Source organism: Mycobacterium sp. (assembly GCF_049608025.1).
In the GTDB taxonomy this organism is placed as follows: domain Bacteria; phylum Actinomycetota; class Actinomycetes; order Mycobacteriales; family Mycobacteriaceae; genus Mycobacterium.
In genome coordinates this window covers 12,594-35,857 of sequence record NZ_JBMYXC010000025.1, presented here as the reverse complement: position 1 = coordinate 35,857, position 23,264 = coordinate 12,594, and the positions used below count along the sequence as shown (strand labels likewise).

Annotated in this window: 23 protein-coding genes and 1 pseudogene; 16 read left to right on the top strand and 8 right to left on the bottom strand. The window is 65.5% G+C overall.

What is annotated here, in order from left to right:
• The first annotated feature begins 9 nt into the window (after window positions 1-9).
• The 5 genes from ACPGXI_RS10425 (at window position 10) to ACPGXI_RS10405 (ending at window position 2,939) form a co-directional block, all read left to right on the top strand.
• Window positions 10-729: an MspA family porin gene (locus ACPGXI_RS10425; protein ID WP_526652513.1), complete on the top strand. Its 720-nt coding sequence runs from the start codon at window positions 10-12 to the stop codon at window positions 727-729.
• A gap of 4 nt (window positions 730-733) precedes the next feature.
• Window positions 734-1,438: an MspA family porin gene (locus ACPGXI_RS10420; RefSeq protein WP_526652511.1), complete on the top strand. Its 705-nt coding sequence runs from the start codon at window positions 734-736 to the stop codon at window positions 1,436-1,438.
• Between the two features lie 22 nt (window positions 1,439-1,460).
• A complete protein-coding gene (locus tag ACPGXI_RS10415) occupies window positions 1,461-2,093 on the top strand; it encodes a hypothetical protein (RefSeq protein WP_526652509.1) in 633 nt (210 codons plus the stop codon).
• A gap of 107 nt (window positions 2,094-2,200) precedes the next feature.
• Window positions 2,201-2,518 carry a hypothetical protein gene (locus ACPGXI_RS10410; protein WP_526652507.1) on the top strand — a complete coding sequence of 106 codons (318 nt, stop codon included), beginning with the start codon at window positions 2,201-2,203 and terminating at the stop codon, window positions 2,516-2,518.
• Window positions 2,519-2,576: 58 nt separating this feature from the next.
• The gene (locus ACPGXI_RS10405; RefSeq protein ID WP_526652505.1) at window positions 2,577-2,939 is read left to right on the top strand and encodes an FKBP-type peptidyl-prolyl cis-trans isomerase; all 363 of its coding nucleotides are present in this window, start codon (window positions 2,577-2,579) and stop codon (window positions 2,937-2,939) included.
• On the opposite strand, the pseudogene ACPGXI_RS10400 reads toward ACPGXI_RS10405, so the two are convergent.
• Window positions 2,914-3,145: pseudogene (locus ACPGXI_RS10400) on the bottom strand (ATP-binding protein); the annotation flags it as partial. The gene ACPGXI_RS10405 and the pseudogene ACPGXI_RS10400 overlap by 26 nt on opposite strands.
• A 107-nt stretch (window positions 3,146-3,252) precedes the next feature.
• Window positions 3,253-3,963 carry a two-component system response regulator PrrA gene (prrA, locus tag ACPGXI_RS10395; RefSeq protein WP_526652530.1) on the bottom strand — a complete coding sequence of 237 codons (711 nt, stop codon included), beginning with the start codon at window positions 3,961-3,963 and terminating at the stop codon, window positions 3,253-3,255.
• A gap of 175 nt (window positions 3,964-4,138) precedes the next feature.
• Here prrA and ACPGXI_RS10390 point away from each other — a divergent pair, with 175 nt between their 5' ends.
• Together ACPGXI_RS10390 and ACPGXI_RS10385 are read left to right on the top strand one after the other, a co-directional pair.
• Window positions 4,139-6,082, top strand: coding sequence for an ABC transporter ATP-binding protein (locus tag ACPGXI_RS10390; protein ID WP_526652503.1), 1,944 nt, complete (start codon window positions 4,139-4,141; stop codon window positions 6,080-6,082).
• Window positions 6,079-7,899 (top strand): ABC transporter ATP-binding protein, encoded by a 1,821-nt coding sequence (locus ACPGXI_RS10385; protein WP_526652501.1) that lies wholly within the window; start codon window positions 6,079-6,081, stop codon window positions 7,897-7,899. Before ACPGXI_RS10390 ends, ACPGXI_RS10385 begins: the two co-directional genes overlap by 4 nt.
• Before the next feature lie 14 nt (window positions 7,900-7,913).
• On the opposite strand, the gene ACPGXI_RS10380 is transcribed toward ACPGXI_RS10385, so the two are convergent.
• Window positions 7,914-9,026, bottom strand: coding sequence for an alpha/beta fold hydrolase (locus ACPGXI_RS10380; protein WP_526652499.1), 1,113 nt, complete (start codon window positions 9,024-9,026; stop codon window positions 7,914-7,916).
• A gap of 25 nt (window positions 9,027-9,051) precedes the next feature.
• Between ACPGXI_RS10380 and ACPGXI_RS10375 the strand changes: the two genes are divergently transcribed.
• Complete coding sequence (locus ACPGXI_RS10375) at window positions 9,052-9,498, top strand: hypothetical protein (RefSeq protein WP_526652497.1); 447 nt, start codon at window positions 9,052-9,054, stop codon at window positions 9,496-9,498.
• 24 nt (window positions 9,499-9,522) lie between these two features.
• Here ACPGXI_RS10375 and ACPGXI_RS10370 read toward each other — a convergent pair whose 3' ends face one another.
• Together ACPGXI_RS10370 and ACPGXI_RS10365 are read right to left on the bottom strand one after the other, a co-directional pair.
• Complete coding sequence (locus ACPGXI_RS10370) at window positions 9,523-10,359, bottom strand: class I SAM-dependent methyltransferase (protein WP_526652495.1); 837 nt, start codon at window positions 10,357-10,359, stop codon at window positions 9,523-9,525.
• 10 nt (window positions 10,360-10,369) lie between these two features.
• Window positions 10,370-11,089 (bottom strand): SDR family NAD(P)-dependent oxidoreductase, encoded by a 720-nt coding sequence (locus tag ACPGXI_RS10365; RefSeq protein WP_526652493.1) that lies wholly within the window; start codon window positions 11,087-11,089, stop codon window positions 10,370-10,372.
• A gap of 108 nt (window positions 11,090-11,197) precedes the next feature.
• On the opposite strand from ACPGXI_RS10365, the gene ACPGXI_RS10360 reads away from it, so the two are divergent.
• Together ACPGXI_RS10360 and ACPGXI_RS10355 are read left to right on the top strand one after the other, a co-directional pair.
• Window positions 11,198-11,875, top strand: coding sequence for a DUF2461 domain-containing protein (locus ACPGXI_RS10360; protein ID WP_526652491.1), 678 nt, complete (start codon window positions 11,198-11,200; stop codon window positions 11,873-11,875).
• Window positions 11,875-12,681: an alpha/beta fold hydrolase gene (locus ACPGXI_RS10355; protein ID WP_526652489.1), complete on the top strand. Its 807-nt coding sequence runs from the start codon at window positions 11,875-11,877 to the stop codon at window positions 12,679-12,681. The genes ACPGXI_RS10360 and ACPGXI_RS10355 overlap by 1 nt, the downstream gene beginning before the upstream one ends.
• A gap of 98 nt (window positions 12,682-12,779) precedes the next feature.
• Here ACPGXI_RS10355 and ACPGXI_RS10350 read toward each other — a convergent pair whose 3' ends face one another.
• The gene (locus ACPGXI_RS10350) at window positions 12,780-14,255 is read right to left on the bottom strand and encodes a carboxyl transferase domain-containing protein (RefSeq protein WP_526652487.1); all 1,476 of its coding nucleotides are present in this window, start codon (window positions 14,253-14,255) and stop codon (window positions 12,780-12,782) included.
• A gap of 25 nt (window positions 14,256-14,280) precedes the next feature.
• On the opposite strand from ACPGXI_RS10350, the gene ACPGXI_RS10345 reads away from it, so the two are divergent.
• The 5 genes from ACPGXI_RS10345 to ACPGXI_RS10325 are packed head-to-tail and all read left to right on the top strand — an operon-like array spanning window position 14,281 to window position 20,415.
• Window positions 14,281-15,015 (top strand): enoyl-CoA hydratase, encoded by a 735-nt coding sequence (locus ACPGXI_RS10345; protein WP_526652485.1) that lies wholly within the window; start codon window positions 14,281-14,283, stop codon window positions 15,013-15,015.
• Window positions 15,015-16,145 carry an MBL fold metallo-hydrolase gene (locus ACPGXI_RS10340; protein ID WP_526652483.1) on the top strand — a complete coding sequence of 377 codons (1,131 nt, stop codon included), beginning with the start codon at window positions 15,015-15,017 and terminating at the stop codon, window positions 16,143-16,145. The genes ACPGXI_RS10345 and ACPGXI_RS10340 overlap by 1 nt, the downstream gene beginning before the upstream one ends.
• Window positions 16,146-16,173: 28 nt before the next feature.
• Window positions 16,174-17,778, top strand: coding sequence for a serine hydrolase domain-containing protein (locus ACPGXI_RS10335; protein ID WP_526652481.1), 1,605 nt, complete (start codon window positions 16,174-16,176; stop codon window positions 17,776-17,778).
• Window positions 17,775-20,222: a cation-translocating P-type ATPase gene (locus ACPGXI_RS10330; RefSeq protein WP_526652479.1), complete on the top strand. Its 2,448-nt coding sequence runs from the start codon at window positions 17,775-17,777 to the stop codon at window positions 20,220-20,222. Before ACPGXI_RS10335 ends, ACPGXI_RS10330 begins: the two co-directional genes overlap by 4 nt.
• Window positions 20,209-20,415, top strand: coding sequence for an Rv0909 family putative TA system antitoxin (locus tag ACPGXI_RS10325; protein WP_526652477.1), 207 nt, complete (start codon window positions 20,209-20,211; stop codon window positions 20,413-20,415). The genes ACPGXI_RS10330 and ACPGXI_RS10325 overlap by 14 nt, the downstream gene beginning before the upstream one ends.
• Before the next feature lie 97 nt (window positions 20,416-20,512).
• Here ACPGXI_RS10325 and ACPGXI_RS10320 read toward each other — a convergent pair whose 3' ends face one another.
• Both ACPGXI_RS10320 and ACPGXI_RS10315 read right to left on the bottom strand, forming a co-directional pair.
• On the bottom strand, window positions 20,513-21,196 hold the full coding sequence (locus ACPGXI_RS10320) for an NAD(P)H-binding protein (RefSeq protein ID WP_526652475.1): 684 nt from the start codon (window positions 21,194-21,196) through the stop codon (window positions 20,513-20,515).
• Between the two features lie 12 nt (window positions 21,197-21,208).
• Window positions 21,209-21,640: a VOC family protein gene (locus ACPGXI_RS10315; protein ID WP_526652473.1), complete on the bottom strand. Its 432-nt coding sequence runs from the start codon at window positions 21,638-21,640 to the stop codon at window positions 21,209-21,211.
• Between the two features lie 306 nt (window positions 21,641-21,946).
• Between ACPGXI_RS10315 and ACPGXI_RS10310 the strand changes: the two genes are divergently transcribed.
• Entirely contained in the window at window positions 21,947-23,116 is a 1,170-nt protein-coding gene (locus ACPGXI_RS10310; protein WP_526652471.1) for a CaiB/BaiF CoA transferase family protein, read from the top strand.
• The last annotated feature ends 148 nt before the right edge of the window (window positions 23,117-23,264 follow it).

Here is a 23,264-nt window from a genome sequence, read left to right as displayed (position 1 = left end):
GCCTCGCACATGCTAAGTCGTCGTGCCCCCGCTTCAGCGGTTCTCGCTGCGCTGGCGATGTTGGCAACGGTGGTATTGGCAACGGCGTCCGCGATTGGTCAGCCGATTCCTGCGGACGACGGGCCGAGCGCCGAGGCGCTCGCTGACCCCGCTTCGCCGCCAGATGCGACACCCGCTGGCGAGGCGTTACCCCCCGACACATCGGTGCAATCCGGTGAGTCCGGGCGCTTGGAAACTCCGGATGGTTGGGAGTTGATCGTGGGGGCAAAGGACGAGACCCAGGAGGCGGTAGCCCCGCTGACGACGGCTCTGTCTTCGCGCGAATATCTGGTAAGTGGCACGTTCACCGGGTCGGTGACGGGCGGCGGCACCACCGAGCTCACCGGCGGGTCGCTGGAAGCCGGCTACCGGATCGGCTGCGGGATTGTCGGTGGACCCGTCGAAATGATTGGAGAGGCCGGTACGGAAACGATTATCAACCCGTTGCTTCAGGGGTTCTCGGTCGAAGGTGAGGTAAAGGTCAATCTCCGACCCGGAATTGTGGAGGTCCTACCCGTCGGCCAAAAGAACTTCACCGGCGATGAGGTCCGGATCACCATCACCGGACTTCGGGTCAAGGTTGACAATTGCGTCGGAGAGTCTTTCTTGCAGTCGTATGCGACGTTGACGAGTTCCACCGCCGACACCGATGATGTCGTCACCTATGTCGGTGAAATCAAGGCGGTGTGAACCGGTGCCCGCTGTAGCGCGTACCCGGCGCCGTGTGTCATGTCGGCTGGCTGTTCTGACGGCGGCCGGCACGTTGTTCGCGGTAGGTGCTGCGCCGTGCGGTTTCGCTCAGCCTGACCCGGATCCCGACGTGGCGTCGGTGGCGAATGCCGCTCCGCCGCCCCCGGACGGATCCGTGCCCTCGGAAGAACCGGGGATCGTCGAGACGCCGGACGGTTGGGAACTGACAGTTGCCGGCAAAGACGAATATCAGGTAGCGGTCGCCCCGTTGACCACCGCGTTGTCGTCGCGCGAATACGTGGTCGCCGGTACTTTCACCGGTAGCGTGGACGGCTCGGGCACAACTGAACTCGATGGTGGAACGCTCGAGGTCGGCTACCAGATCGGTTGCGGTATCACGTTGAACGTCGTGAAACTCAATGGTTCGGCGGGTTTCAGAACCGATTTGGGCTTGGATTTCGATATCGGCACGCGCTTTCCACTCAGGGCCGCGATTGAGGTCTACCCCCAGCCTGGTCAGGTCATCAACGTTCAATTGGTCCACAAGGTTTTCACGGGTACCGATCCGCGGGTCACGATCAAAGATTCCCACATCAAGATCGATGGCTGCATCGGGCAGTCATTCATGCGGTCCTACGCGGTGTTGACCAGTTCTACGAATAACGCCGACGACATCGTCGCCTACTACGGCGCTACCAAAGCTGTCTGAATGCTCGGGGGAGGCTCTGATCATGGATAGCGGCAGGCGCGCGCAGGGTGTCCGGCGAGGTGCTGCCACTGTCCTGGGTGTGTTCTGGTTCGTCGTAGTTCTGACAACTGCTGGAACCGCCTTGGCCGACCCGCCTCCGCCAGTGCCCATCGATGGTCCGGCCCCGGCCGCGCCGGCCGACCCGCCGGGACCCCCGCCGCCGGCATCCATTCTGTTTCCGTTGGCGCAGCACGGGGCTCCCGTGAGTATCGGGGGATTGCCGGCCCCGCCGGACCTGTCCGGCCGGACCGCAGACGAGTTCGTGTTGGCGCAGGCCCCCGTGCCCTCGCCGCCCGGGGATGGCCCTGCTGCGGCGCCGTCGTTGAATGCCCTGAACAACCAGTACCTGCTCCCGCAGAACCTGGTGCCGTCCGCTCCCGGCGAGGGCGAGATATTCGGGGTGGAGCCCGGGCAGGAGAATGCTGCCAGTGGTCGTATCGACTACCTGAAGCGCCTCTACGGTACCTATCGCGAAGGTGGTTTGAAGGGTGGGCTGCTCGGCCAGATGCCACTGGAGCAGGTGGGTAAACCGTTGTCCGACAACGCGCCCCCTGTGGAGCCAGCTCCTGTGGAACCACTGCCCTTGGCTGTGCCTCCGCCGCCGGAGCAGCCATGAGAGCACGGTATGTGAGGAACCGGCAAATAGTTAATGGCAGGAATGGGATACTTAGCCTGTGGTCGTGACTTCCCGGTGCGGGAGTTGCGCGGCTGAGGAGGATTGCCATGTCGATTGAGAGCACGTCGTTGAAGAGGCTCTACGTTGCCCCGTTGCTGATTGCTGCGGCGTCAGTCGCATCGGTCGCCCTCGCGCCGGTCACCGCCGCCGAGCCAAACGGCGACTCCGTCCCAATCGCCGGCTCCGAGTCGCCCACGAATACTAGGGCAGAACTCGAACGCCAGGGCTACCAAGTGACGATCAACTGGGTTAACGGTGCTCCCAACGTCGTGCCGCTTTCGCAGTGCGTCGTCACGAATATCAATACAGTCGCGGCTCCGAAGGCCTACATGTCGGTGTCGTGCCCGCCGGCGGGTTCGCAATGAGCGACCAGCTCAGAGGTATGTAGTAGCGGCCCGTCCCCACCCGACTACGGTGGAGGCGATGAGTAGCAAACCTGAGATCGACTTTCCCGACGGCCCTGCTCCGACCGAATTGGTGATCGAGGACATCGTTCTCGGCGATGGCGCCGAAGCCGTCCCAGGCGCGAACGTAGAGGTCCACTACGTCGGCGTTGAATACGACACCGGGGAGGAGTTCGACAGCTCCTGGAACCGTGGCGAGTCCATCGAGTTCCCGCTGCGGGGTCTGATCCAAGGCTGGCAGGACGGCATTCCCGGCATGAATGTCGGCGGTCGGCGCAAGCTGACGGTCCCGCCCGCCCAGGCATACGGCCCACCCGGCGGGGGGCACCGCCTTTCCGGTAAAACGCTCATCTTCGTTATCGACCTGCTGGCCACGCGGTAGCTCTGTCGAAGCTGTGCTCATGAGGGCCGGGTAGGCGTAGCAACAGTCTGACCCCGCCCATCGGGCTGGCCTCCAACGAGGCAGTGCCTCGGTGTGATTCAGCCTGTCGGGCTACCAGGGCAAGGTCCGAGGCCCGAACCTGAATGCGACGCCGTGGTCCCGCGCGAGAACTTCTCGAACACGATCGTGCGTTCTTCCTCGGGCACGACGACGATCGCCGCCCCGATCGCGGTGGCCAGCGCGACGCGGGTGCGTAGCGACGGCGTGCGGCGGAAGATCCGGGACAGCGTCCGGGACAGCGCAGACACGGGACCTATTGCTGCCTGAGGACGAATCCCACGCCGCGAACTGTGTGCAGCAGCCGTGGCGCACCGTTGGCCTCGAGTTTGCGCCGAAGGTAGCCGATGAAGACGTCGACGACGTTGGTGTCGGCGGCGAAGTCGTAACCCCAGACCAGTTCGAGGAGCTGCGCGCGGGAGAGCACCGCGGTCTTGTGCTCGGCCAGCACGGCCAGCAGATCGAATTCTCGCTTGGTCAGGTCCACGTCGGCCCCGTTGACTCGGGCGCGCCGGCCGGGGATATCGACCTCGAGCGGGCCGACCGTGATGGTCTCCGATGAGAACGTCGCCGTCGACCCACGCCTGCGTAGCAGCGCATTGACCCGCGCCACCAGCTCGGCCAGCACGAACGGCTTGACCAGGTAGTCGTCGGCGCCGGCCTCCAGCCCGGCGACCCGGTCGTCGACTGAGGAGCGGGCCGACAGCACGCAGACCGGCACATCGTTGTCCATCGCGCGAAGCGCGGTCACCACCGAGACGCCGTCGAGCACCGGCATGTTGATGTCGAGCACGATCGCGTCGGGTCGGGTCTCGGTGGCCCTGCGCAGTGCTTCCGCCCCGTCGACCGCGGTGAAGACCTCGAATCCGGACAACCGCAGTCCCCGCTCGAGGGAGGCGAGGACGTCGGGATCATCATCGACCACGAGCACCCTGAGCGAGCCCACACCACTGTCCATGTAAGCAATCTTGCCCGATGAATCGGCTCACTCGCGGGATGCTGCGCCCGATGGTCCTCGCGTGCCAGTCATCGATCGCCCACCGGGAAGGCTTTGACCTCATCCGATGTTGAGGTTGACGGCGAATTCACGAGTGCGGAAACGCTCGGGATAACCGCTTGCGCGCAATGGGAAGATCTACTAAGTGACTGAATCTCGGAACGGGCTACGCACGGCGCCCGCCATCGCGCCGCGCTCCCGGCGGGTCGGACCCAGCGCGGATCTGTGGCGGATGTTGCCCTATCTGATGCCCTACCGGGTCCGCTGGGCAGCGATGATCGTGGTCGCGCTGGCCAGCCTCGCCGCCACCGTGGCGATCCCACTGATGACCAAGGCTGTCATCGATGGTCCGGTCCGCAACCAGGACCAGCAGAAGCTCTGGCTGCTCGGCGCCGCGGCGATGGGGGTGGGCGTCACCGAGGCGGTGCTGTGGTTCATCCGCCGCTGGTTGGTGGCCCGCGCCACGATGGGCGTCGAGGCCGACATCCGCAAGGACCTGTATTCACGACTGCAAACCCTGCCGATGTCGTTTCACGGCAGGTGGCAGTCCGGTCAGTTGCTGTCGCGGATCATGAACGATCTGAGCACGATTCGTCGGTTCATGTCGTTCGGTCTCATCTTCCTGATGCTCAACGTTTTGCAGATCGTCGTCGTCACCGCGATCCTGCTCGCGATGTACTGGCCGCTGGGCGTGGTCGTGCTGGTCTCGATCGTGCCGATAACGCTGACCGTGTTGCACTTCCAGCAGGAGTACACCCGGTTGTCTCGCCGCGCCCAGGACCAGGCCGGGCACGTGGCAACCCATGTCGAAGAGGCCGCCCTGGGTCTCCGCGTGGTCAAGTCGTTCGGCCGCGAGGACTACGTCTACGACCGCTTCGACGACCAATTGACCGATCTGTACGACACCCAGGTGCGCCGAGTCTCGGTGTCGGCCAAGTTCTGGACGTTGTTGGAGATCATCCCGAACCTGACCCTGATCGTCGTGCTCGGCTTCGGCGCCTACGCGGCCGGCGAAGGCCACGTCACGATGGGCACCCTCGTTGCCTTCATCACGATGATGCTGTCGCTGGTGTGGCCGATCGCGTCGCTGGGGTTCCTGCTCTCGATGACGCAGGAATCATTCACCGCAGCCAACCGCATCGCCGAGATATTCGACGCGCCGATCGAGATCTTCGACGGCCCGCGAGATCAGACCCCGCAGGGCGGGCGCCTCGAACTCGTGGACGTCGGCTTCAAGTTTCCCGACTTTGATGGGCTGGACCAGTGGGCCCTGCGTCACGTCAGCGTCACGGTGGAACCCGGTGAGACGCTCGCGCTCGTCGGCTCCACCGGGTCGGGCAAATCGGTGCTGGCCGGGCTGCTCTCCCGGCTGTACGACGTGACCGAAGGGGAGATCCGCATCGACGGGCAGGACATCCGCGAGTTCTCTCTGGACGCATTGCGACGGGCGGTGGCCACCGCGTTCGAGGATCCGACGCTGTTTTCGATGTCGGTCGCAGAGAACCTGCGGCTGGGCCGCCCCCAAGCCACCGATGACGAACTGCACCAAGCCATCGATGTCGCCGCGGCGCAGTTCGTCTACGACTTACCCTTCGGGTTGCAAACCCGGATCGGTGAACAGGGCATGAGTTTGTCTGGCGGTCAGCGGCAACGACTTTCGCTGGCCCGGGCGATCCTGGCCGCACCCAGGATCCTGGTGCTCGATGACACGTTGTCGGCACTGGACATCCATACCGAGGCCGTGGTCGAAAAGGCGTTGCGTCGTGTTCTGCATTCGGTGACCGGGATCGTGGTGGCCCATCGGGCGTCGACGGTATTGCTCGCCGACCGGGTTGCCCTGCTGCAGAACGGCACTATTACCCATGTCGGCAGTCACGCCGAGTTGCTCTCCCAAGTACCCGAATACCGGTACCTGTTGGCTGCCGACGACGAACTCGACGACGGCGCTGAGCGTGACTGCGCCTGGGAAGAGAACGATGAGCGGCGTGCGCGCGGCCTAAACGGCCAGGATGAACTGCTTGCGCGGACAGTGGAAAGCGACGAGCGCGGCGTCCGTCTCGATCGCGAGATCATGCAGAGACGACTGTGACCCCCGCAGCCGGTTGGCGCGGCGAGTTCGACGAGCAGGGCGACCTCCCCATCGACGAGACGGCGCCGCTACCGCGGGAGGCCCGCGCGCTGCTGGGATCGCTGCTTCGGCCCTATCGCTGGACGTTGGTTGTGCTCGCCGTGGTCGTGGTGGTGGAAAACGCTGCCCGCCTGTCGGTTCCGCTGCTGGTTCAGAAGGGCATCGACGACGGGATCCCGCCGCTGGTCGCGGGCGGTCCGGCGGACACGCTGATGACGATCGTCGCCGCGCTGTGCGGGGTCGTGGTGGTGCAGGCGACCAGTCGGATGTACTTCCTGCGCCGCTCGGGACGAATCGGTCAAAAGGTGCTTCTCGAGTTGCGTAGGCGGGTCTTCCGTCATTTCGGCCGTCTGGACATCGCGTTCCACGACCGCTACACCTCCGGGCGGGTGGTGAGCCGGTCCACCAACGATGTCGAAGCGATCCAGGACATGCTGGAGACTGGTTTCGACAGTCTGATCACTGCGGTACTGACATTATTCGGCACCGCGGTTCTGCTGATAGTGCTCGACGTCAAACTCGGTCTGATGTGTCTGGCCGGTTTCCCAGTTCTGATTCTGCTGGTCGTGTGGTTCCACAGAGAGTCGTCCCTGACCTACCGTGAGGTCCGCGAAATCTCCGCGCTGGTCATCGTGCAGTTCGTCGAGACCATGACGGGCATCAAAGCGGTGCAGGCGTATCGGCGTGAGCCGCGGAATCAGGAGATCTTCTCCGAGGTCGCCGACCGGTACCGGGTGATCAACGAGAGAACATTCAGGCTGCTGGCGGTGTTCATGCCCGGCGTCAAGCTGGTTGGCAACATCACCACCGGCGTCGTGCTGCTGTACGGCGGCTACCGGGTGTTGCACGGGGAGATGACGATCGGCACGCTGACGGCGTTCCTGCTGTACCTGCGGATGTTCTTCGAGCCTATGCAGGAGATCTCTCAGTTCTTCAACACATTCCAGTCCGCAGCCTCGGCGCTGGAGAAGCTCGCCGGCGTGCTGGCGCAGAAGCCGGACATCGATGATCCGGAAGAACCTGTCACGTTGGGGGCTGTCCGCGGCGAGGTCGCCTTTCACGGTGTGCAGTTCGGGTATGCGCGTGGCAGGCCGGTTCTGCCGGGCCTCGAACTGCGGGTGCCTGCCGGGCAGACGGTCGCGTTGGTCGGCACCACCGGTGCCGGCAAATCGACGATCGCCAAGCTGGTGACGCGGTTCTACGATCCGGTGTCAGGTTCGGTGACAATCGACGGGGTGGACCTGCGCGAGCTGGCACAGGCCGAGCTGCGCCGTCACGTGGTGATGGTGACGCAGGAGAACTTCCTGTTCGGCGGGACGGTTGCGGACAACATTCGCTTCGGCAGGCCGGACGCCACCCACGAGGAGGTTTACGCTGCCGCCGTGGCCGTCGGTGCGGACGTCTTCATCGATTCCTTGCCCAACGGGTACGACACTGACGTCGCCAAGAGAGGCGGCCGGCTCTCGGCGGGGCAACGGCAACTCGTGGCGTTCGCGCGCGCGTTTCTGGCGGACCCTGCGGTGCTGATCCTGGACGAGGCGACGTCGTCGCTGGACATCCCCAGTGAACGGATGGTGCAGCGCGCGTTGGAGACGGTGTTGGCCGATCGCACGGCACTGGTGATCGCGCATCGATTGTCCACAGTGCAGATCGCCGACCGCGTCCTGGTGTTGGAACACGGCCTGGTCGTGGAGGACGGCGCGCCGGACGAGCTCGCCTCCCGCGAGGATGGCCACTACGCCGCCCTGCACCGGTCCTGGGCGCAGTCCTTGGCCTGAAGCCCGCGGGACGATTAGCTCGAAGCGCGGAATTCGGCGAAAAAGCCGCCTACGTCCTCGACGAACAGTTCCGGCTGCTCGAAGGCGGCAAAATGGCCGCCACGCGGCATGTCTGTCCAACGGGTGATGTTGTAGTTGTGCTCGCACCACTGCCGCGGCGAGCGCAGGATCTCTTTCGGGAACGACGCTACGCCGGTCGGGAGCGTGACTGGGTTACCGCGCGCGAAGCTGCCGAAGCTCTCCCAGTACAGCCGGGCCGATGAGGCGCCGGTGCCGGTGGCCCAGTACATCATCACGTTGTCGAGCAACTCATCCTTGCTGAGGATGTTCTCCGGATGACCGTCACAGTCCATCCACGACCCGAACTTCTCGACGATCCAGGCCAGCTGCCCGACCGGCGAATCGGCCAGGCCGTAGCCCAATGTCTGCGGTCGGGTCGACTGCTGCTTCGCGTAGCCCGAATCCCATTTCTGGTAGTACCCCAGACGCTCGAGTGCGGCAGTCTCCTCGGGTGTCGGCGCACCGAGATTCTTTGGCCGACGACCGAGCGGCATATTGATGTGGATGCCGATGCAGTGGCCGCCGTTTCGGCCGATTTGGGTGGTCACCGCGGCACCCCAGTCCCCGCCCTGCGCGCCATATCGTGGGTACCCCAGTCGCACCATCAATGCGTCCCACGCTTCAGCGATGCGCTCGACCCCCCAGCCGGTGGCAGTCGGCTTCCCGGAGAATCCGAAGCCTGGCAGCGCGGGGCACACGATGTCGAAACCGGCGTCGTTGAGCGGTTCGATCACCTTGTGGAACTCGACGATCGAACCTGGCCAGCCGTGGGTGAGGATCAGCGGAAAGGCATCCTCGCGCGCGCAGCGCTGGTGAATGAAATGGATCGGTAGACCGTCGATATCGGTGGTGAACTGGTCGAACCGGTTCAGCGCGGCTTCCCTTGCCCGCCAGTCATACTCGTTCGCCCAGTACTCGGCCAACTCCTGGGTGTAGCTCAACGGGATGCCCTGGCCCCAGTCGTCCACGCATTCGGCGTCGGGCCAGCGGGTGCGCTGCAGCCGGTCTTTGAGGTCGGCCAGGAGATCATCGGGGAGGGCAATTCGGAACGGGTGGATCGAGGTCATGGTGCAGTCAGGATAATTGGGCGGCGTGGGCACCCCGACATTGGTTCTGATCGCCATCACAACCCTTCTGGCCGGCATCTCGCTGGGTGGCGGGATCTACGAGGCGCTCGCGGTCGACCCGTTCTGGCCCAAGCGGCCGGGCATCATCCAATCGCGCAACGGCGGCATCGCCAGGATGCGCTTCTGGCTGCCTGTGCACACCCTGTTCGAGCTGCTGCTCGTCGTGACAATGATCGTTTCCTGGGGTGACGCCGGCATTCGCGCAGCACTGCTGGTGGCATTGGTCAGCCATGTCACGATGCGGATCTGGTCGGTGTTCGACCTCATCCCCAAGGCGGTGGAGTTCGAACGGCGGGACCCTGCGAATGTCGACGAGGCAGCGGCGCTCCGGTGGACCCGACGCAGCCTGCTGCGGCTGCCGTTGAGCCTGCTTACCTGCGCGGGGATGCTGGCGGCCCTGGCCATTGCGTGAAAACTCACCGTAGGCCCGCTCCGGTCAGCCGAACTCCAGCAGCGTGTAGGCGCCGCGGCCCTGTCTGATCGCGGGCAACTGCCAAAATGCGGGAAACAGCGTGTTGAAAATCAGGCCCCGACCTTTCGGTATCGGCAGGTCGTGCACCGCACGGATACCCGGCACAGTGTCGACCAGGCCTGCCAGTTGACGTGGTGAGAGGCTGAACGGCATCGGCGGAACGCGGTAGTGTCGCGATGCCCGAATGCCCTTCGGTGCAAGCTTCTTGAGGAGAACCGGCGGTAGATCGAAAATCATCTGCCCGCCTGGGAAGCGTTGCGCACACTCGGCGATGAGACCCATCGATTCTTCGGGTTGCAGGTACATCAACAAACCTTCGGCGGTGATGAACACACCGCTGTCTGTGTCGACCCCATCCATCCAGCTGTAGTCCAGTGCTGACTGTGCGAGGGCAGATATCCGGGGAGATGACGGGAGCAGTCGCCGGCGCAGTTCGATGATGGGCGCGAAATCGATGGTCAACCAATGGAAACGAGCATCAGGGATAGCGCTGTCCAGTCGCCAGAAGCTGGTCTGGAGGCCCTCGGCCAGCGCTACGACGGTGGCGGCGGGATGTTCGCTCAGGTACTGCTTCGTGCACCTGTCGAAGGCCAGTGAGCGCAAGGCCATCTCTTGCCCCTTGCGGCCGAACTTCTCGTAGTCGCAGTCGATGGCGTCAGCGAGTTGGATTGCCATCGGGTCATCGATGATCGCGTCCGGATGCCGCGCCTGGTACGCCCTGCCGTTGAGCGTCAGCAACGCGGTCTCGGATACGCCGGTGAGCAGACTGGCATCGGCCTTGCCGTCGGCTGGGTGGTCCATCGCGGCGGCCCTACCCGTCAGATCCGCGGTCGCGGGCCGTCGCGAATGCGCCCGGCCCGAGGTCCCGCTCGTCGTCGCGGATTGCGCGGACGATGCGCTCGGCCACCGCATCGGGTGCCAGTCCAGCAGGCAGGCGCGGTGCGGTCCCGCTGATCGGCCGGCCCGCGAGTCCGGTTTCGGTGTGCGGCGGCCGGGCGTCGACAACCCTGATGCCGCTGCGACGCAGCTCGACCCTGATGGCGGTGTCGAACGCCGTGAGCGCGGCTTTGGTTGCCGAGTACGCTGCCATCCCGGCGGTGGGCGACTCGGCGACGATGGCGCTGAGGTTCACGACGAAAGCGCCTTTGCGCAGCGACGGGAGCACGGCTTGGGCGAGCCGCACCGGTGCGACGAAATTCGCGAGCAGGAGCTCGTCGAGGATGTCGTCGTCCAACTCGGAGAGCGGCCCGAACGCCACCACCCCGGCGGCGTAAACGACGCCGTCGAGGGTGCGGCCGTCTGCGGTCGCCCGCTCGACGATCTGGCTGGGGGAGCCCGGCAGCGTCAGGTCAGTCGCCACGGTCGTCTGCACCGCGTCGCCGAGCTCGTCGGCGAGCGCCTGCAGCGCGTCGCGACTGCGGCCGGAGATGGTCAGTGTTGCGCCGGCGCGTACCAACTGGCGCGCGATGGCAGAGCCGAGGCCTCCGGTCGCGCCGACGACCAGGACCTGGGCCCCGTTCAATTCGGTCACGTCACATTCAATTCGCTCACGACAACTGATTCAACCATTTGTCCCGGGATCAAACATTGTGGCCGGGGAACCTCGACAGGATCCCTGCTCAGGTGTTGGGATGTCGTGATGACCGCGACGCTGGGATTCAGCAAAACCACCTTCGCCTTCCTGCGCGGCCTGGCCGATAACAACGAGAAGGTCTGGTTCGAGGCGCACCGCGACGAATACCAGAGCCAGGTGCGCGAGCCGTTCGTGGGGGCGCTCGAGGCCGCCGCCGAAGCGACCGCGGGCGGGCCGTGGGAACTACACGGCGGACGCGAGACGATGTTCCGGATCAACCGCGACGTGCGTTTCTCGAAGGACAAATCGCCATACAAGACGGCGGTCGGCGGACTGTTGACCCCGACCGGCGACAAACGGGAAAACGCCGGGGTCGCCTACCTGCACCTCGCCGATGGGGGCGGGTTCGTTGCGTGCGGCTACCACCAACTCAGCCCGTCCCGCCTGGCTCCCATCCGCGATCAGATCATCGAGCGGGCAGACGAGTTCACCCACGTGCTGGCCGGACTGACTGAGCGCGGCCGAGCGTTGTCCGACGACGATTCACTGCGCGCCATGCCTCGCGGCTACTCCGCGTACGTCGACCATGAGCACGCCGACCACCTGCGCCGGCGGTCGTTCATGTTGTTACAGAACGTCAGCCAGAAAGACTGGGTCAACGGTGACATCATCGACAGGGTCAGGTGTCTGGTGGCCGACAGCGCAGACCTCGTGGCATTCGTCGCCGAGGCAGACGGGGGCTGATGGGCATGCCGGGGGCTGATTCGCAGTCGGGAGGTAGCCAGATCGTCGATACCGGTGCGGCGGCCATCGAAACGTACGTCGCTGGCCACGGGCCGTCGGTGATCATCATTCCGTCCTACGGTCGCGATGGTGGTCAGGACTACGACGCCGTGACTGCGGCACTCGTCGGCGCCGGCTTCCGGGTGCTGAGGCCCCAACCCCGTGGAGTGGCTCGATCGGTGGGGCCAATGGACGGCGTGAGTTTCGAAGACATGGCCAGCGACATCGCCGCAGTGATCGCTGCGCTGGCAGACGGCAGCGCTGTCGTTCTCGGCCACGCTTTCGGCAACTTCGTCGCCCGCGCGACTGCGGTGTATCACCCGGAGCAGGTCGCGGCCGTCATCTTGGCGTCGGCGGCAGGCAAAACCGTTGCCCCGGAGATCAACTCGGCGCCGATGCGGGCAGGTGACCTATCGCTTTCCGACGACGAGCGACTGGCCGCGCTGCGCTTGGCTTTTTTCTCCCCCAACCATGACGCCTCGATTTGGCTGACCGGTTGGTATCCGCACACACTGGGGATGCAGGTGGATTGCGTCCGCCGCGATGACCCGGCCCGGTACTGGGGTGCAGGACACGGACCGGTGCTTGAGATCATTCCCGCCCTGGACCCCTTTCACCAACGCTCCGAGTGGGGCGACCTGCGGGCTCGGTACGGCACCCGGATCAGCACCACGGTGATCGAGGATGCCAGCCACGCCCTGTTCCCCGAGCAGCCAGACGCCGTCGCCGAGTCGATTATCGGGTACCTGCACGGCCTTTCTCTTTGAACCACTTGTCATTTTGAACCACCTGTTTCTGCGAACCAACGAAGGTGCATCTTCGGCGCCGGCTACTCGGACTTCTTCGCGGTGGGGCAGTCCGAACGTCAGGGGCCCAGTCCGATGCGCCGATACCGCTCGAATCTGGCGGCCAATCGCTGCTGGTCGGGCACCGCCCGAAGTCGATGCAATTCGTTGGCGATGGTGTCCGACAGTCGCCTGGTGAACATCTCGGGTTCATCGGCGGCATCGGGGTGTTCGGGCACGACCGCGTCGACGATGCCGTTGCGCAGCAGATCAGCCGACCGGATGCCCTGTGCGGCAGCCAATTCCGGAGCGTGGTCGATGTCGCGGAAAACGATCGCGCTGGCACCCTCCGGGGGTAGTGGCCCCAGCCAGCCGTGTAGCGCGGCCAGCACCCGGTCGGCGGGCACCATCGCCAGAGCGGGTCCGCCGCTGCCTTGTCCGAGCAGCACCGAGACAGTCGGGGTGTCCAGCGTGACGAGATCGGCAAGGCAGCGGGCGATCTCGCCTGCCAGGCCGCCCTGCTCTGCCGCTGCCGACAACGCCGGCCCGGCGGTATCGATAACCAGCACGAGCGGCAGTTCCAGGCCGGCCGCCAGCGCCATACCGCGGCGGGCCTCCCGCAGTGCGGCCGGGCCCACCAAGCCCCCGACGACGCGCTGCTGGCCCAGCACTACTGCCGGCTGACCGCCGAATCTGGCCAGCGCGAGCACTGTTGTCGCGGCCTCGCCCCGTTCGGTTCCCGACAGCAGTACCCGGTCGGTGGTGCCATACCTCAACAGGTGGCCGACACCGGGCCGTTCGGGACGCCGCGACGCCTCCACCGACGCCCACGCCGGGATGTCCGGAAGGGTCTCGGGTTCAGGTGCCGGTGGCGGATTCCCGGGCAGGTCGGAGACGACTCTCAGCGTGCGATCAAGGGTGGAGCGCAGCAATTCGAGGGGCACGACCGCGTCGATGACGCCGTGGCTTTGCAGGTTCTCCGCGGTCTGGACGCCGGACGGGAACGTTTCGCCGTAGAGGTGTTCGTACACCCGTGGACCGAGGAACCCGATCATTGCACCGGGTTCGGCGGCGGTGACGTGACCCAGCGAGCCCCAGGAGGCGAACACCCCGCCAGTGGTGGGGTGGCGCAGATAGACCAGGTAGGGCAGGTGCGCCCGTTTGTGCAGTTCGACTGCGGCTGCGATCTTGACCATCTGCAGGAACGCCACCGTCCCCTCCTGCATCCGGGTGCCCCCGGAACTCGGTGAGGCCAGCAGCGGCAGCCGCTCAGCTGTGGCCCGCCGGACCGCGGCGGTGATCCGTTCCGCGGCGGCGACCCCAATCGACCCGGCCAGAAAATCGAACTCGCAGGCCACCAGTGCCACGGGACGGCCCAACACCCGGCCCACACCTGTCACCACGGCTTCGTCGAGGCCGGTGGCGGCCGCAGCATCGGCCAGTTCTTTGCGGTACAGCTCCGACATCGCGACGTTTCGCGGCGGCCCATCCCAGCTCACGAAAGACCCATCGTCGAGCAGCGCGTCGCGCAGCGCCAGGGCACCGATCCGGCTCACAGGGAAAGGCTAATAGGGTGGACCCATGATTGGAGTCACCCGCGACGGCCATGTGATGACGCTGGAGCTGCAGCGGCCCGAGCGCCGCAACGCGCTGAACGTTGAACTCGTCGACGCCCTGCGCGAGGCAGTCGAGAGGGCCGCCGGCGAAGATGTCCGGGCGATCGTCCTCACCGGCCAGGGGCACGTGTTCAGCTCGGGCGCCGACCTGACCGACCCGGCGGGCGTGGCCGAGCACCTGCCTGAGAAGGCCAAGGCGCTGAACATCGCGATAGACCAGGCGCCTGTCCCGGTGATCGGCGCGATCAACGGACCTGCGATCGGGGCCGGCGTCATCTTGTCGATGATCTGCGATCTGAGAGTCGTCTCGCCCGACGCGTACTTCCAGTTCCCGGTCGCGAAATACGGCCTGGCACTGGATAACTGGAGTATCCGTCGACTGACGTCGCTGGTCGGGGCAGGCCGCACACGGGGCATGCTGATGGCGGCGGAGCGGCTGACCGCCGAAGTCGCGCTGCAGACCGGCATGGCCAACCGGATCGGCACCCTGGCCGAGGCGCAGGCCTGGGCAGCCGAGATCGCCGGATTCGCGCCGCTGGCGCTGCAGCACGCCAAGCGGGTGCTCAACGACGACGGCGCCTACGAAGACCCATGGCCCGAGCACCAGCAGTTGTATGACCGCGCATGGGCCAGCCAGGACGTGATTGAGGCCCAGGTGGCGCGCATCGAGAAGCGCGCTCCGCGGTTCCAGGGTGCCTGATGGTGGTCAAGGCAGCGCTGCGTTTCGGGTTCGGGACGGCCTCGTTGCTGGCCGGTGGATGGGTGCTGAAGGCATTGCAGGGCACTCCGGCGGCCCTGGGCGCCACGCCGGCCGAGATCTCAGCGGTGGCCCAGCAGTCGCCGCACTACCGCGACGGGGTTTTCGCCAACCTGGAGGCACCGTCCGGCATCAGAATGGATGGTGAACTGCAGCGCACGCTGCTGCGTGACCTGGCGAACGCCGGCTCGCTCGGCAAGCCGCCCGGCCCCATCCCGCTGGCCGAAAAGCCTCGGGCGGATACGGCGCCAGCGCTGGCCGCAGCCAGCTGGTATGGGCACTCCAGCGCGTTGATCGAGGTCGACGGATACCGGGTGCTGGCCGACCCGATCTGGAGTCAACGTTGCTCGCCGTCGCGATCGGTGGGCCCCCAGCGGATGCATGAAGTGCCGGTTCCGCTGGAGGCGCTTCCCGCGGTGGACGCGGTGTTGATCAGCCACGACCACTACGACCACCTCGATATCGACACGATCGTCGCCCTGGCCCGCACCCAGCGCGCACCCTTCGTCGTACCGCTGGGGATCGGCGCGCATCTGCGCAAATGGAGAATTCCCGACAGTCGGATCATCGAACTCGATTGGTACCAGAGTCACCGGATCGGTGAGCTGACGCTGATCTGCACACCCGCACGACATTTCTCCGGCCGATTGTTCGCCCGCGACGCCACGCTGTGGGCGTCCTGGGTGGTGGCCGGACCGACGCACCGCGCGTTCTTCGGCGGGGACACCGGCTATACCAAGAGTTTCGCCCAGATCGGCGCCGAGTACGGCCCCTTCGACCTGACGCTGCTGCCGATCGGCGCCTACCATCCGGCGTTCACCGACATTCACATGAATCCCGAGGACGCCGTGCGCGCTCACCTCGATCTGGCCGACGCCGACAGCGGCCTGTTGATGCCGATCCACTGGGCCACGTTCCGATTGGCGCCACACCCGTGGGCGGAACCGGCCGAACGTCTCTGTGCCGCGGCGGAAGCGGAGCGGGTACGTATCGCGGTACCGATACCGGGTGGCCGGGTCCTGGGTGGGCGGGATGCTGTCGAGTCGACGTTGGACCCGTGGTGGCGGATGTAGACCGGCGCGACGCGTTACGGTGCTGATCATGAACCCAACGGCCCGCGCGGCCGCGCTTGCGTTGGTGGTCGCCCTGGTCGCCGGGTGCGGCGCCGACAGAGCCGAGTCTGGCGACCCCATAGTCCCGGCGCCGCCGGAGAGTCAGTCCTCCCCCGAAGCGCCACCACCGCTGGCGACAGCGCAGGCGCTGCCCGAGAATGCCGTCGAGAACGCGGTCGACACGCTGGACGGCATGGTCGAGGACTTGATGGCCAAATCGGGAATCCCGGGCATGGCGGTTGCCGTCGTACACGGGGGAGAAACTCTGTATGCCAAGGGTTTCGGGGTGAAGAACACGGAGCTGCCTGATGGGCCGGACAACCGGGTCGACCCCGACACCGTCTTTCAGTTGGCCTCGCTGTCGAAACCGCTGGGGGCGACAGTGGTCGCGCAGCAGGTGGGCGAGGGCGAGATCCGCTGGGACACTCCGATCGTCGACAAATTGCCCTGGTTTGCGTTGTCGGACCCCGCTGTGACGAAGATGGTCACCGTCGGCGACATGTACGCGCACCGCTCTGGGCTGCCCGACCACGCGGGGGACCTGCTGGAGGACCTCGGCTACGACCGACGCCTGGTGCTGCAGAAGCTGCGTGACTTCCCGCTCGACCCGTTCCGGACCTCCTATGCCTACACCAACTTCGGGCTCACGGCGGGTGCCGAGGCCGTCGCCACTGCCAGGAATGAATCGTGGGAAGACCTCAGCGAGCAGGTGCTCTACCGGCCGCTGGGGATGTCGGTGACAAGCTCGCGGTTCGACGACTTCATCGTGCGCCCCAACCGTGCCGTCGGCCATATCCGCATTGATGGCCAGTACCGGCCCGAGTACGTTCGCGACCCGCAGGCTCAGGCACCGGCGGGTGGGGTGAGCAGTTCGCTCAACGATATGACCAACTGGCTGACCATGGTGCTCGCGAACGGTACCTACGAGGGAAAACAGATCGTCGACCCTGAGGCGCTGCTCCCCGCGCTGACCCCGCAGGTCGTATCCGGTCGCGCGACCGAACCGGCCATGAGGTCCGGCTTCTACGGCTATGGGTTCAACGTGGGGACGACGGCCGCAGCCCGCATGCAGATCAGTCATTCGGGTGCCTTCCTATTAGGTTCGGGAACCAATTTCCTGATGCTGCCGTCAGCCGACGTGGCGATTGTGGCGCTGACCAACGGCACAGCGTCGGGGGTGCCGGAGACGCTGACCGCGCAGTTCGCCGATGTGGTCCAGTTCGGGGAGGTCCGCCAGGACTGGTATCCGCGTTACGCGCAAGCCTTCGAGGAGATGGAGCAACCGTTCGGCTCGCTCGTCGGCAAGCAGCCGCCGGCCGACCCCACCCCGCCCGCGCCGTTGGCGAGCTATGCAGGTCAGTACGCCAACGGTTTCTGGGGTCCCGCGCGAGTGACGGCGCGGGACGGCGGCCTGCAGCTGGCACTCGGACCGAAGCTGGTGGTGCCGCTGAAGCACTGGGACGGTGAGGTCTTCACGTTCTCGCTGGTCACCGAGAACGCGCCGCCGGGCACGATCTCGAAGGCGACGTTCGACGGCGACTGGCTGACGTTGGAATACTACGACCAGGGCGGCAAGGGGACGTTTACCCGATGAGTGCCGCACTCGCCGTTGGCCTTTCCCCGGCCGACGTTGCTCAGCGGGTCGCGGAGGGCCTGACCAACGACGTACCCACCCGTGCGGCGCGTAGCGTCTCGGAGATCGTCCGCGGCAACGTCTTCACCCGGATCAACGCGATTCTCGGGGTACTGCTCATCATCGTGCTGTGCACGGGTTCGGTGATCAACGGCGCATTCGGCCTGCTGATCATCGCCAACAGTGGGATCGGCATCATCCAGGAGTTGCGCGCTAAGCAGACGCTGGACAAACTCGCCATCGTCGGTCAGGCGAAACCCTTGGTGCGCAGACAATCCGGCACCGTCCCGCTCATGCCCAGTGAGGTGGTGCTCGACGATGTCATCGAGCTGGGCCCCGGCGACCAGATCGTCGTCGATGGAGTGATCCTCGAGGAGGCCAACCTCGAGATCGACGAGTCCCTGCTGACCGGTGAAGCCGACCCGATCGCCAAAGATGTCGATGACCAGGCGATGTCGGGCAGTTTCGTGGTCGCCGGCAGCGGCGCCTACCGGGCCACCAAAGTCGGCCGAGAAGCATACGCCGCCCAACTCGCCGAGGAGGCCTCCAAGTTCACCCTGGTGAAATCCGAACTGCGCAGTGGCATCAACACAATTCTGCGGTTCATCACCTACCTGCTGGTTCCTGCCGGTGCGTTGATCATCTACACGCAGCTGTTCACCACCAACGCCGGCTGGCGTGAATCCGTGCTGCGCATGGTCGGAGCGCTGGTGCCGATGGTCCCGGAAGGGCTGGTGCTGATGACCTCGATCGCGTTCGCGGTCGGCGTGGTCCGGTTGGGCCGCAAACAGTGCCTGGTCAACGAACTCCCGGCGATCGAGGGGCTGGCCCGCGTCGATGTAGTGTGCGCCGACAAGACCGGAACGTTGACCGAGAACGGAATGCGGATCAGCGATCTGAAGGAGGTCGACGGAGCGCACCTCGGGCGGGACGGACGCGACCCGGATATCGGCGTCGTGGCGGCCACGCTTGCCCAGTTGGCTGCCGACGACCCGCGCCCCAACGCCAGCATGGCGGCCATCGCAGAGGTTTACCGCACACCGCCGGGCTGGATCGCCACCGCCACAGCGCCTTTCAAGTCGGCGACCAAGTGGAGCGGCACTTCCTACGGCGGGCACGGTAACTGGGTGATCGGTGCGCCCGACGTGCTCCTGGATTCAGGATCAGCGGTCGCCGAACAAGCCGAACAGATCGGTGCGCAGGGCTTGCGCGTGCTGCTACTCGGTTCCATCGACGTGGACGTTGACGACCCCGCCGCGCCCGGTGCGGTCACCCCGGCCGCGCTGGTGGTCCTTGAGCAGCGGATCCGTCCCGATGCTCGAGATACGCTGGATTACTTCGCCACACAGCACGTCTCGGTCAAGGTGATTTCGGGAGACAACGCCGTGTCGGTGGGCGCGGTGGCAAGTTCGCTGGGACTGCAGGGCGAGACCATGGACGCGCGTGAGCTGCCCACCGAGCCCGACCAGCTTGCCGACACACTGCAGGACTACACCACGTTCGGTCGGGTGCGGCCCGACCAGAAGCGTGCCATGGTGCACGCGCTGCAGTCGCGCGGGCATACCGTGGCGATGACCGGCGACGGTGTCAACGACGTGCTGGCTCTCAAGGACGCCGACATCGGTGTCGCGATGGGCTCGGGTAGCTCGGCGTCGCGCGCTGTGGCGCAGATCGTGCTGCTGGACAACAAGTTCGCCACCCTGCCCTACGTGGTGGGTGAGGGTCGGCGCGTCATCGGGAACATCGAACGCGTCTCCAACCTGTTCCTGACCAAGACCGTCTACTCGGTACTGCTTGCCATGCTGGTCGGGTTGGCCGGGCTGTCGGCCAGGTGGTTCGGGACCGACCCGCTGCTCTTTCCCTTCCAGCCGATTCACGTCACCATCGTGGCCTGGTTCACCATCGGCATCCCGGCATTCGTCCTGTCGCTGGCCCCGAACAAAGAGCGCGCGCGTCCCGGCTTCGTGCGGCGGGTGATGACGTCGGCACTGCCATCGGGACTCGTCGTCGGCATCGCGACATTCACCTCCTACTTGTTGGCGTATCAAGGTCGGGCGGCCACCGAGATCGAACAGACGCAGGCGTCTACCGCGGCGTTGATCACGCTGTTGGTATCCGCGTTGTGGGTACTGGCGGTGGTGGCCAGGCCCTACGAATGGTGGCGGTTGGCTCTGGTCGCGGTGTCCGCTCTGGCCTATGTCATCATCTTCAGCATCCCCATGGCCCGTGAGCTTTTCATGCTGAACACGTCCAATTTGGTCACCATGTCGGTAGCGCTGGGCATGGGCTTGCTAGGTGCCGTTGCCGTCGAGGTGATTTGGTGGGTGCAGGGTGCCCTGCTCGGTGACCGCCGCAGATTGTGGCGCCAGCGCGAGCGGTATGATTGTGCTCATGGGATTTCTTGACAAGGCCAAGGACTTGCTGTCGAACAACGCCGACAAGGTCGACACGGTGATCGATAAAGCCGGCGACATGGTCGACCAGAAAACGCAGGGCAAATACGCTTCGACCGTCGACAAGGTCCAGGAGGCCGCCAGGAAGGCCGTCCAGGACAACACCGACGCTGGCGGATCAGACGGCGACGCCGGACAACGCTAGCCCGTTCATGCCACGCGAGCGCAGTCTGAGCGTGCGCGCTCGCGGGTACGAGCGGCGTCATTCATGAACACGGTGGCGGGCTGGGGTGCGCCGTGGGTCAGTGGTCACCAGAGATCTGATTCGCGGCTGACGTGGAGACGGCTTCAGCGATGAGGGTCTCACCGGAGATCACCTCGAACGTCTGACCGGCGGTGGCTGGTGTGTCGAGCACTGCGAGCAGAACCGCCGCGACGTCTTCGCGGGGAATGCTGCCGTGTCCGGTCTCGGATGCAATCGTCACCCGCCCGGTTCCGGGCTCGTCACGGAGTAGGCCCGGCCGCACGATCGTCGCGTCGAGCGTCGCGCACCTTCGGATGTATTCGTCCGCAGCACCTTTGGCGCGCAGATAGGCGACGAACACGGGGTTGCCGAGATCGTCGGGCGCCTCCGCGTCGGCTCCCATGGCCGAAATCATCACGTACCGTCGGACCCCGGCTTGCTGTGCGGCATCGGCAAGCAGGATCGCCGCGTCCCGATCGACGGTCTCTTTGCGCGCCGCGCCGCTTCCGGGGCCGGCCCCCGCGGCGAAGAGCACCGCGTCGGCACCACCCAGGTGGGCGGAGACCTCGTCGGCGGTTGTCTCCTCGAAGTCCACCACCTTGGCCTCGGCGCCCGCGTCCTCGACGTCGGCCGAATGCGCCGGGTTTCGGATCAGACCCACCACCTTGTCGCCGCGTTGCGCGAGCAGTTGCTCAAGAATGAGTGCGATCTTTCCGTGTCCGCCGGCGATCACCACATGCATCGTCTGTGCCTCCTAAGACGCGAATATCTGCGAGTCGTCGGCGAACGCCTTGAACTCGAGCGCATTCCCAGCGGGATCGAGAAGAAACATCGTCCACTGCTCACCTGCTTCACCAGCGAAGCGGACGTGCGGTTCGATGACGAACTCGACACCGGCGTCCTGCAGTCGGTCGCGCATCTTGTGGAACTCCCCGATGTTCAAGATCAGACCGAAATGCGGTACTGGAACGTCGTGTCCGTCGACCGGGTTGTGAACGGGCGCCATCCGGTCAGGCGCCAGATGGGTCACGAACTGGTGGCCGTGCAGATTCCAGTCCACCCATGTGGCGGCGCTGCGGCCCTGCTCGAGACCGAGGATCTCCCCGTAGAACCGCTGTGCCGCGGCGAGGTCGTCGACTGGCATCGCGAGGTGAAAGCGCGGAATGGGGGAGTCCAAGACTGCCATAGCGTCATGTTACGGAGCGTTCACCGGCAAAAGAATGGGGCGGAGCCCCCCATTGTGAAGGATTGTGGAGCCCTCCCATTGCGGAGCCCCCTCCGCAGAAGTTGCGAAGGTCCCTCCGCAGAAGCTTCCGACTTGAGCGCAACGAGCCAACTGAGTTGCGTAACGACATGGCGGAAGTAGCCATGGAGTTCCGCCGCAGCGTTACGCAACTGCCGCGGTGACCTACCATGATCTCGATGGACAGTCGACGTGCGCCTGCACGGCGCCTTCCGCCTCTCGCGGCCGGTGTTCCCGTAGGTACGGTCCATGTCTGAATCGGTGCGCGGACCGCTGGCGGGAGTCCGAGTGGTCGACCTCACCGCGATGGTGATGGGTCCTTACTGCACACAGATCATGGCCGACATGGGTGCCGAGGTCATCAAAGTCGAACCACCACACGGCGATAACACGCGCCACATTTCGGTCGGACCGGTGCCGGGGCTGAGCGGGGTGTTCGTCAACGTCAACCGCGGCAAGCGCAGCGTCGTGCTGAACCTGCGGGAGGAGTCGGGCAAGGTCGCGATGCGCGCGCTGATCGAACGCGCCGACGTGTTCATCCACTCCATGCGGTCCAGGGCCGTCGCCAAACTGGGTTTCAGCTACTCCGACGTCGCGAAAATCAACCCGGCGATCGTCTACACGAATTGTTACGGATACGGCCGGCGGGGGCCCGGGCGCGACCGACCCGCCTACGACGACACGATCCAGGCTGAATGTGGATTGCCTTACGTCCAAGAGCAACTCACCGGGGAGGCCGACTACGTCGGTACGGTCATTGCCGACAAGGTAGTCGGACTGACCGCGCTGTACGCAACGACGATGGCGCTCTTTCACCGAGAACGCACTGGTGAGGGACAGGAAGTCGAGGTTGCCATGTTCGAGACGATGGCATCCTTCATGCTGGTCGAACATGCCAACGGCGCCATGTTCGACCCCCCGCTCGGCCCGGCCGTCTATCCCCGCACGGTGGCGCCGAATCGGCGGCCCTACCCCACCAAGGACGGTCACATCGCCGCGCTGATCTACAACGACAAGCAATGGAACGCCTTCATCGCCGCGGTGCAACCGCCATGGGCCTCGGACCGGTATACGACCCTGGAATCGCGGGCACGCCAAATCGACACGGTGTACGGGCTGTTAGCCGAGACCCTGGCGCAGCGGACGACCGATGAATGGCTGGCACTGTTCGGTGAGCTGGAGATCCCGGCAGCACCGCTCAACTCTCCGGACGCCTTGTTCGACGACCCTCATCTCAACGCCGTGGGTCTCTTCGAAACCGTGGACACACCGCAAGGGGAGGTGCGATTCCCCGGTGTGCCGACCTGGTTCTCACGCACCCCGGGCCAGGTGCAAGGGCCTGCTCCAGAACTCGGAGCCGATACCGTTGCGGTGCTCGCGGAACTCGGGCTCACCCCACCCGAGGCCGGAGGCGCTTAGCGCGGCTGTTCCGGCATCAGGTTCGCTGTCGCAGTAGCGGGTGCCGGTTGCATTTCACTGCAGGGGCCGGATCGCCCACGACGCCCATGACTGGTCACCGTATCGACCCGCGGGGCATTTCCTGGGAGACGTCCGAGTACGACGAGTT

Excerpts from the sequence above, each read along its gene's own strand:
- ACPGXI_RS10360 (WP_526652491.1), top strand. The coding sequence starts at position 11,198 with ATGACCGCGACGCTGGGATTCAGCAAAACCACCTTCGCCTTCCTGCGC.
- ACPGXI_RS10315 (WP_526652473.1), bottom strand. The coding sequence starts at position 21,640 with ATGGCAGTCTTGGACTCCCCCATTCCGCGCTTTCACCTCGCGATGCCA.
- ACPGXI_RS10340 (WP_526652483.1), top strand. The coding sequence starts at position 15,015 with ATGGTGGTCAAGGCAGCGCTGCGTTTCGGGTTCGGGACGGCCTCGTTG.
- ACPGXI_RS10345 (WP_526652485.1), top strand. The coding sequence starts at position 14,281 with ATGATTGGAGTCACCCGCGACGGCCATGTGATGACGCTGGAGCTGCAG.
- ACPGXI_RS10355 (WP_526652489.1), top strand. The coding sequence starts at position 11,875 with ATGGGCATGCCGGGGGCTGATTCGCAGTCGGGAGGTAGCCAGATCGTC.
- ACPGXI_RS10410 (WP_526652507.1), top strand. The coding sequence starts at position 2,201 with ATGTCGATTGAGAGCACGTCGTTGAAGAGGCTCTACGTTGCCCCGTTG.
- ACPGXI_RS10415 (WP_526652509.1), top strand. The coding sequence starts at position 1,461 with ATGGATAGCGGCAGGCGCGCGCAGGGTGTCCGGCGAGGTGCTGCCACT.
- ACPGXI_RS10320 (WP_526652475.1), bottom strand. The coding sequence starts at position 21,196 with ATGCATGTGGTGATCGCCGGCGGACACGGAAAGATCGCACTCATTCTT.
- ACPGXI_RS10310 (WP_526652471.1), top strand. The coding sequence starts at position 21,947 with ATGTCTGAATCGGTGCGCGGACCGCTGGCGGGAGTCCGAGTGGTCGAC.
- ACPGXI_RS10425 (WP_526652513.1), top strand. The coding sequence starts at position 10 with ATGCTAAGTCGTCGTGCCCCCGCTTCAGCGGTTCTCGCTGCGCTGGCG.
- ACPGXI_RS10380 (WP_526652499.1), bottom strand. The coding sequence starts at position 9,026 with ATGACCTCGATCCACCCGTTCCGAATTGCCCTCCCCGATGATCTCCTG.
- ACPGXI_RS10405 (WP_526652505.1), top strand. The coding sequence starts at position 2,577 with ATGAGTAGCAAACCTGAGATCGACTTTCCCGACGGCCCTGCTCCGACC.
- ACPGXI_RS10325 (WP_526652477.1), top strand. The coding sequence starts at position 20,209 with ATGGGATTTCTTGACAAGGCCAAGGACTTGCTGTCGAACAACGCCGAC.
- ACPGXI_RS10370 (WP_526652495.1), bottom strand. The coding sequence starts at position 10,359 with ATGGACCACCCAGCCGACGGCAAGGCCGATGCCAGTCTGCTCACCGGC.
- ACPGXI_RS10330 (WP_526652479.1), top strand. The coding sequence starts at position 17,775 with ATGAGTGCCGCACTCGCCGTTGGCCTTTCCCCGGCCGACGTTGCTCAG.
- ACPGXI_RS10335 (WP_526652481.1), top strand. The coding sequence starts at position 16,174 with ATGAACCCAACGGCCCGCGCGGCCGCGCTTGCGTTGGTGGTCGCCCTG.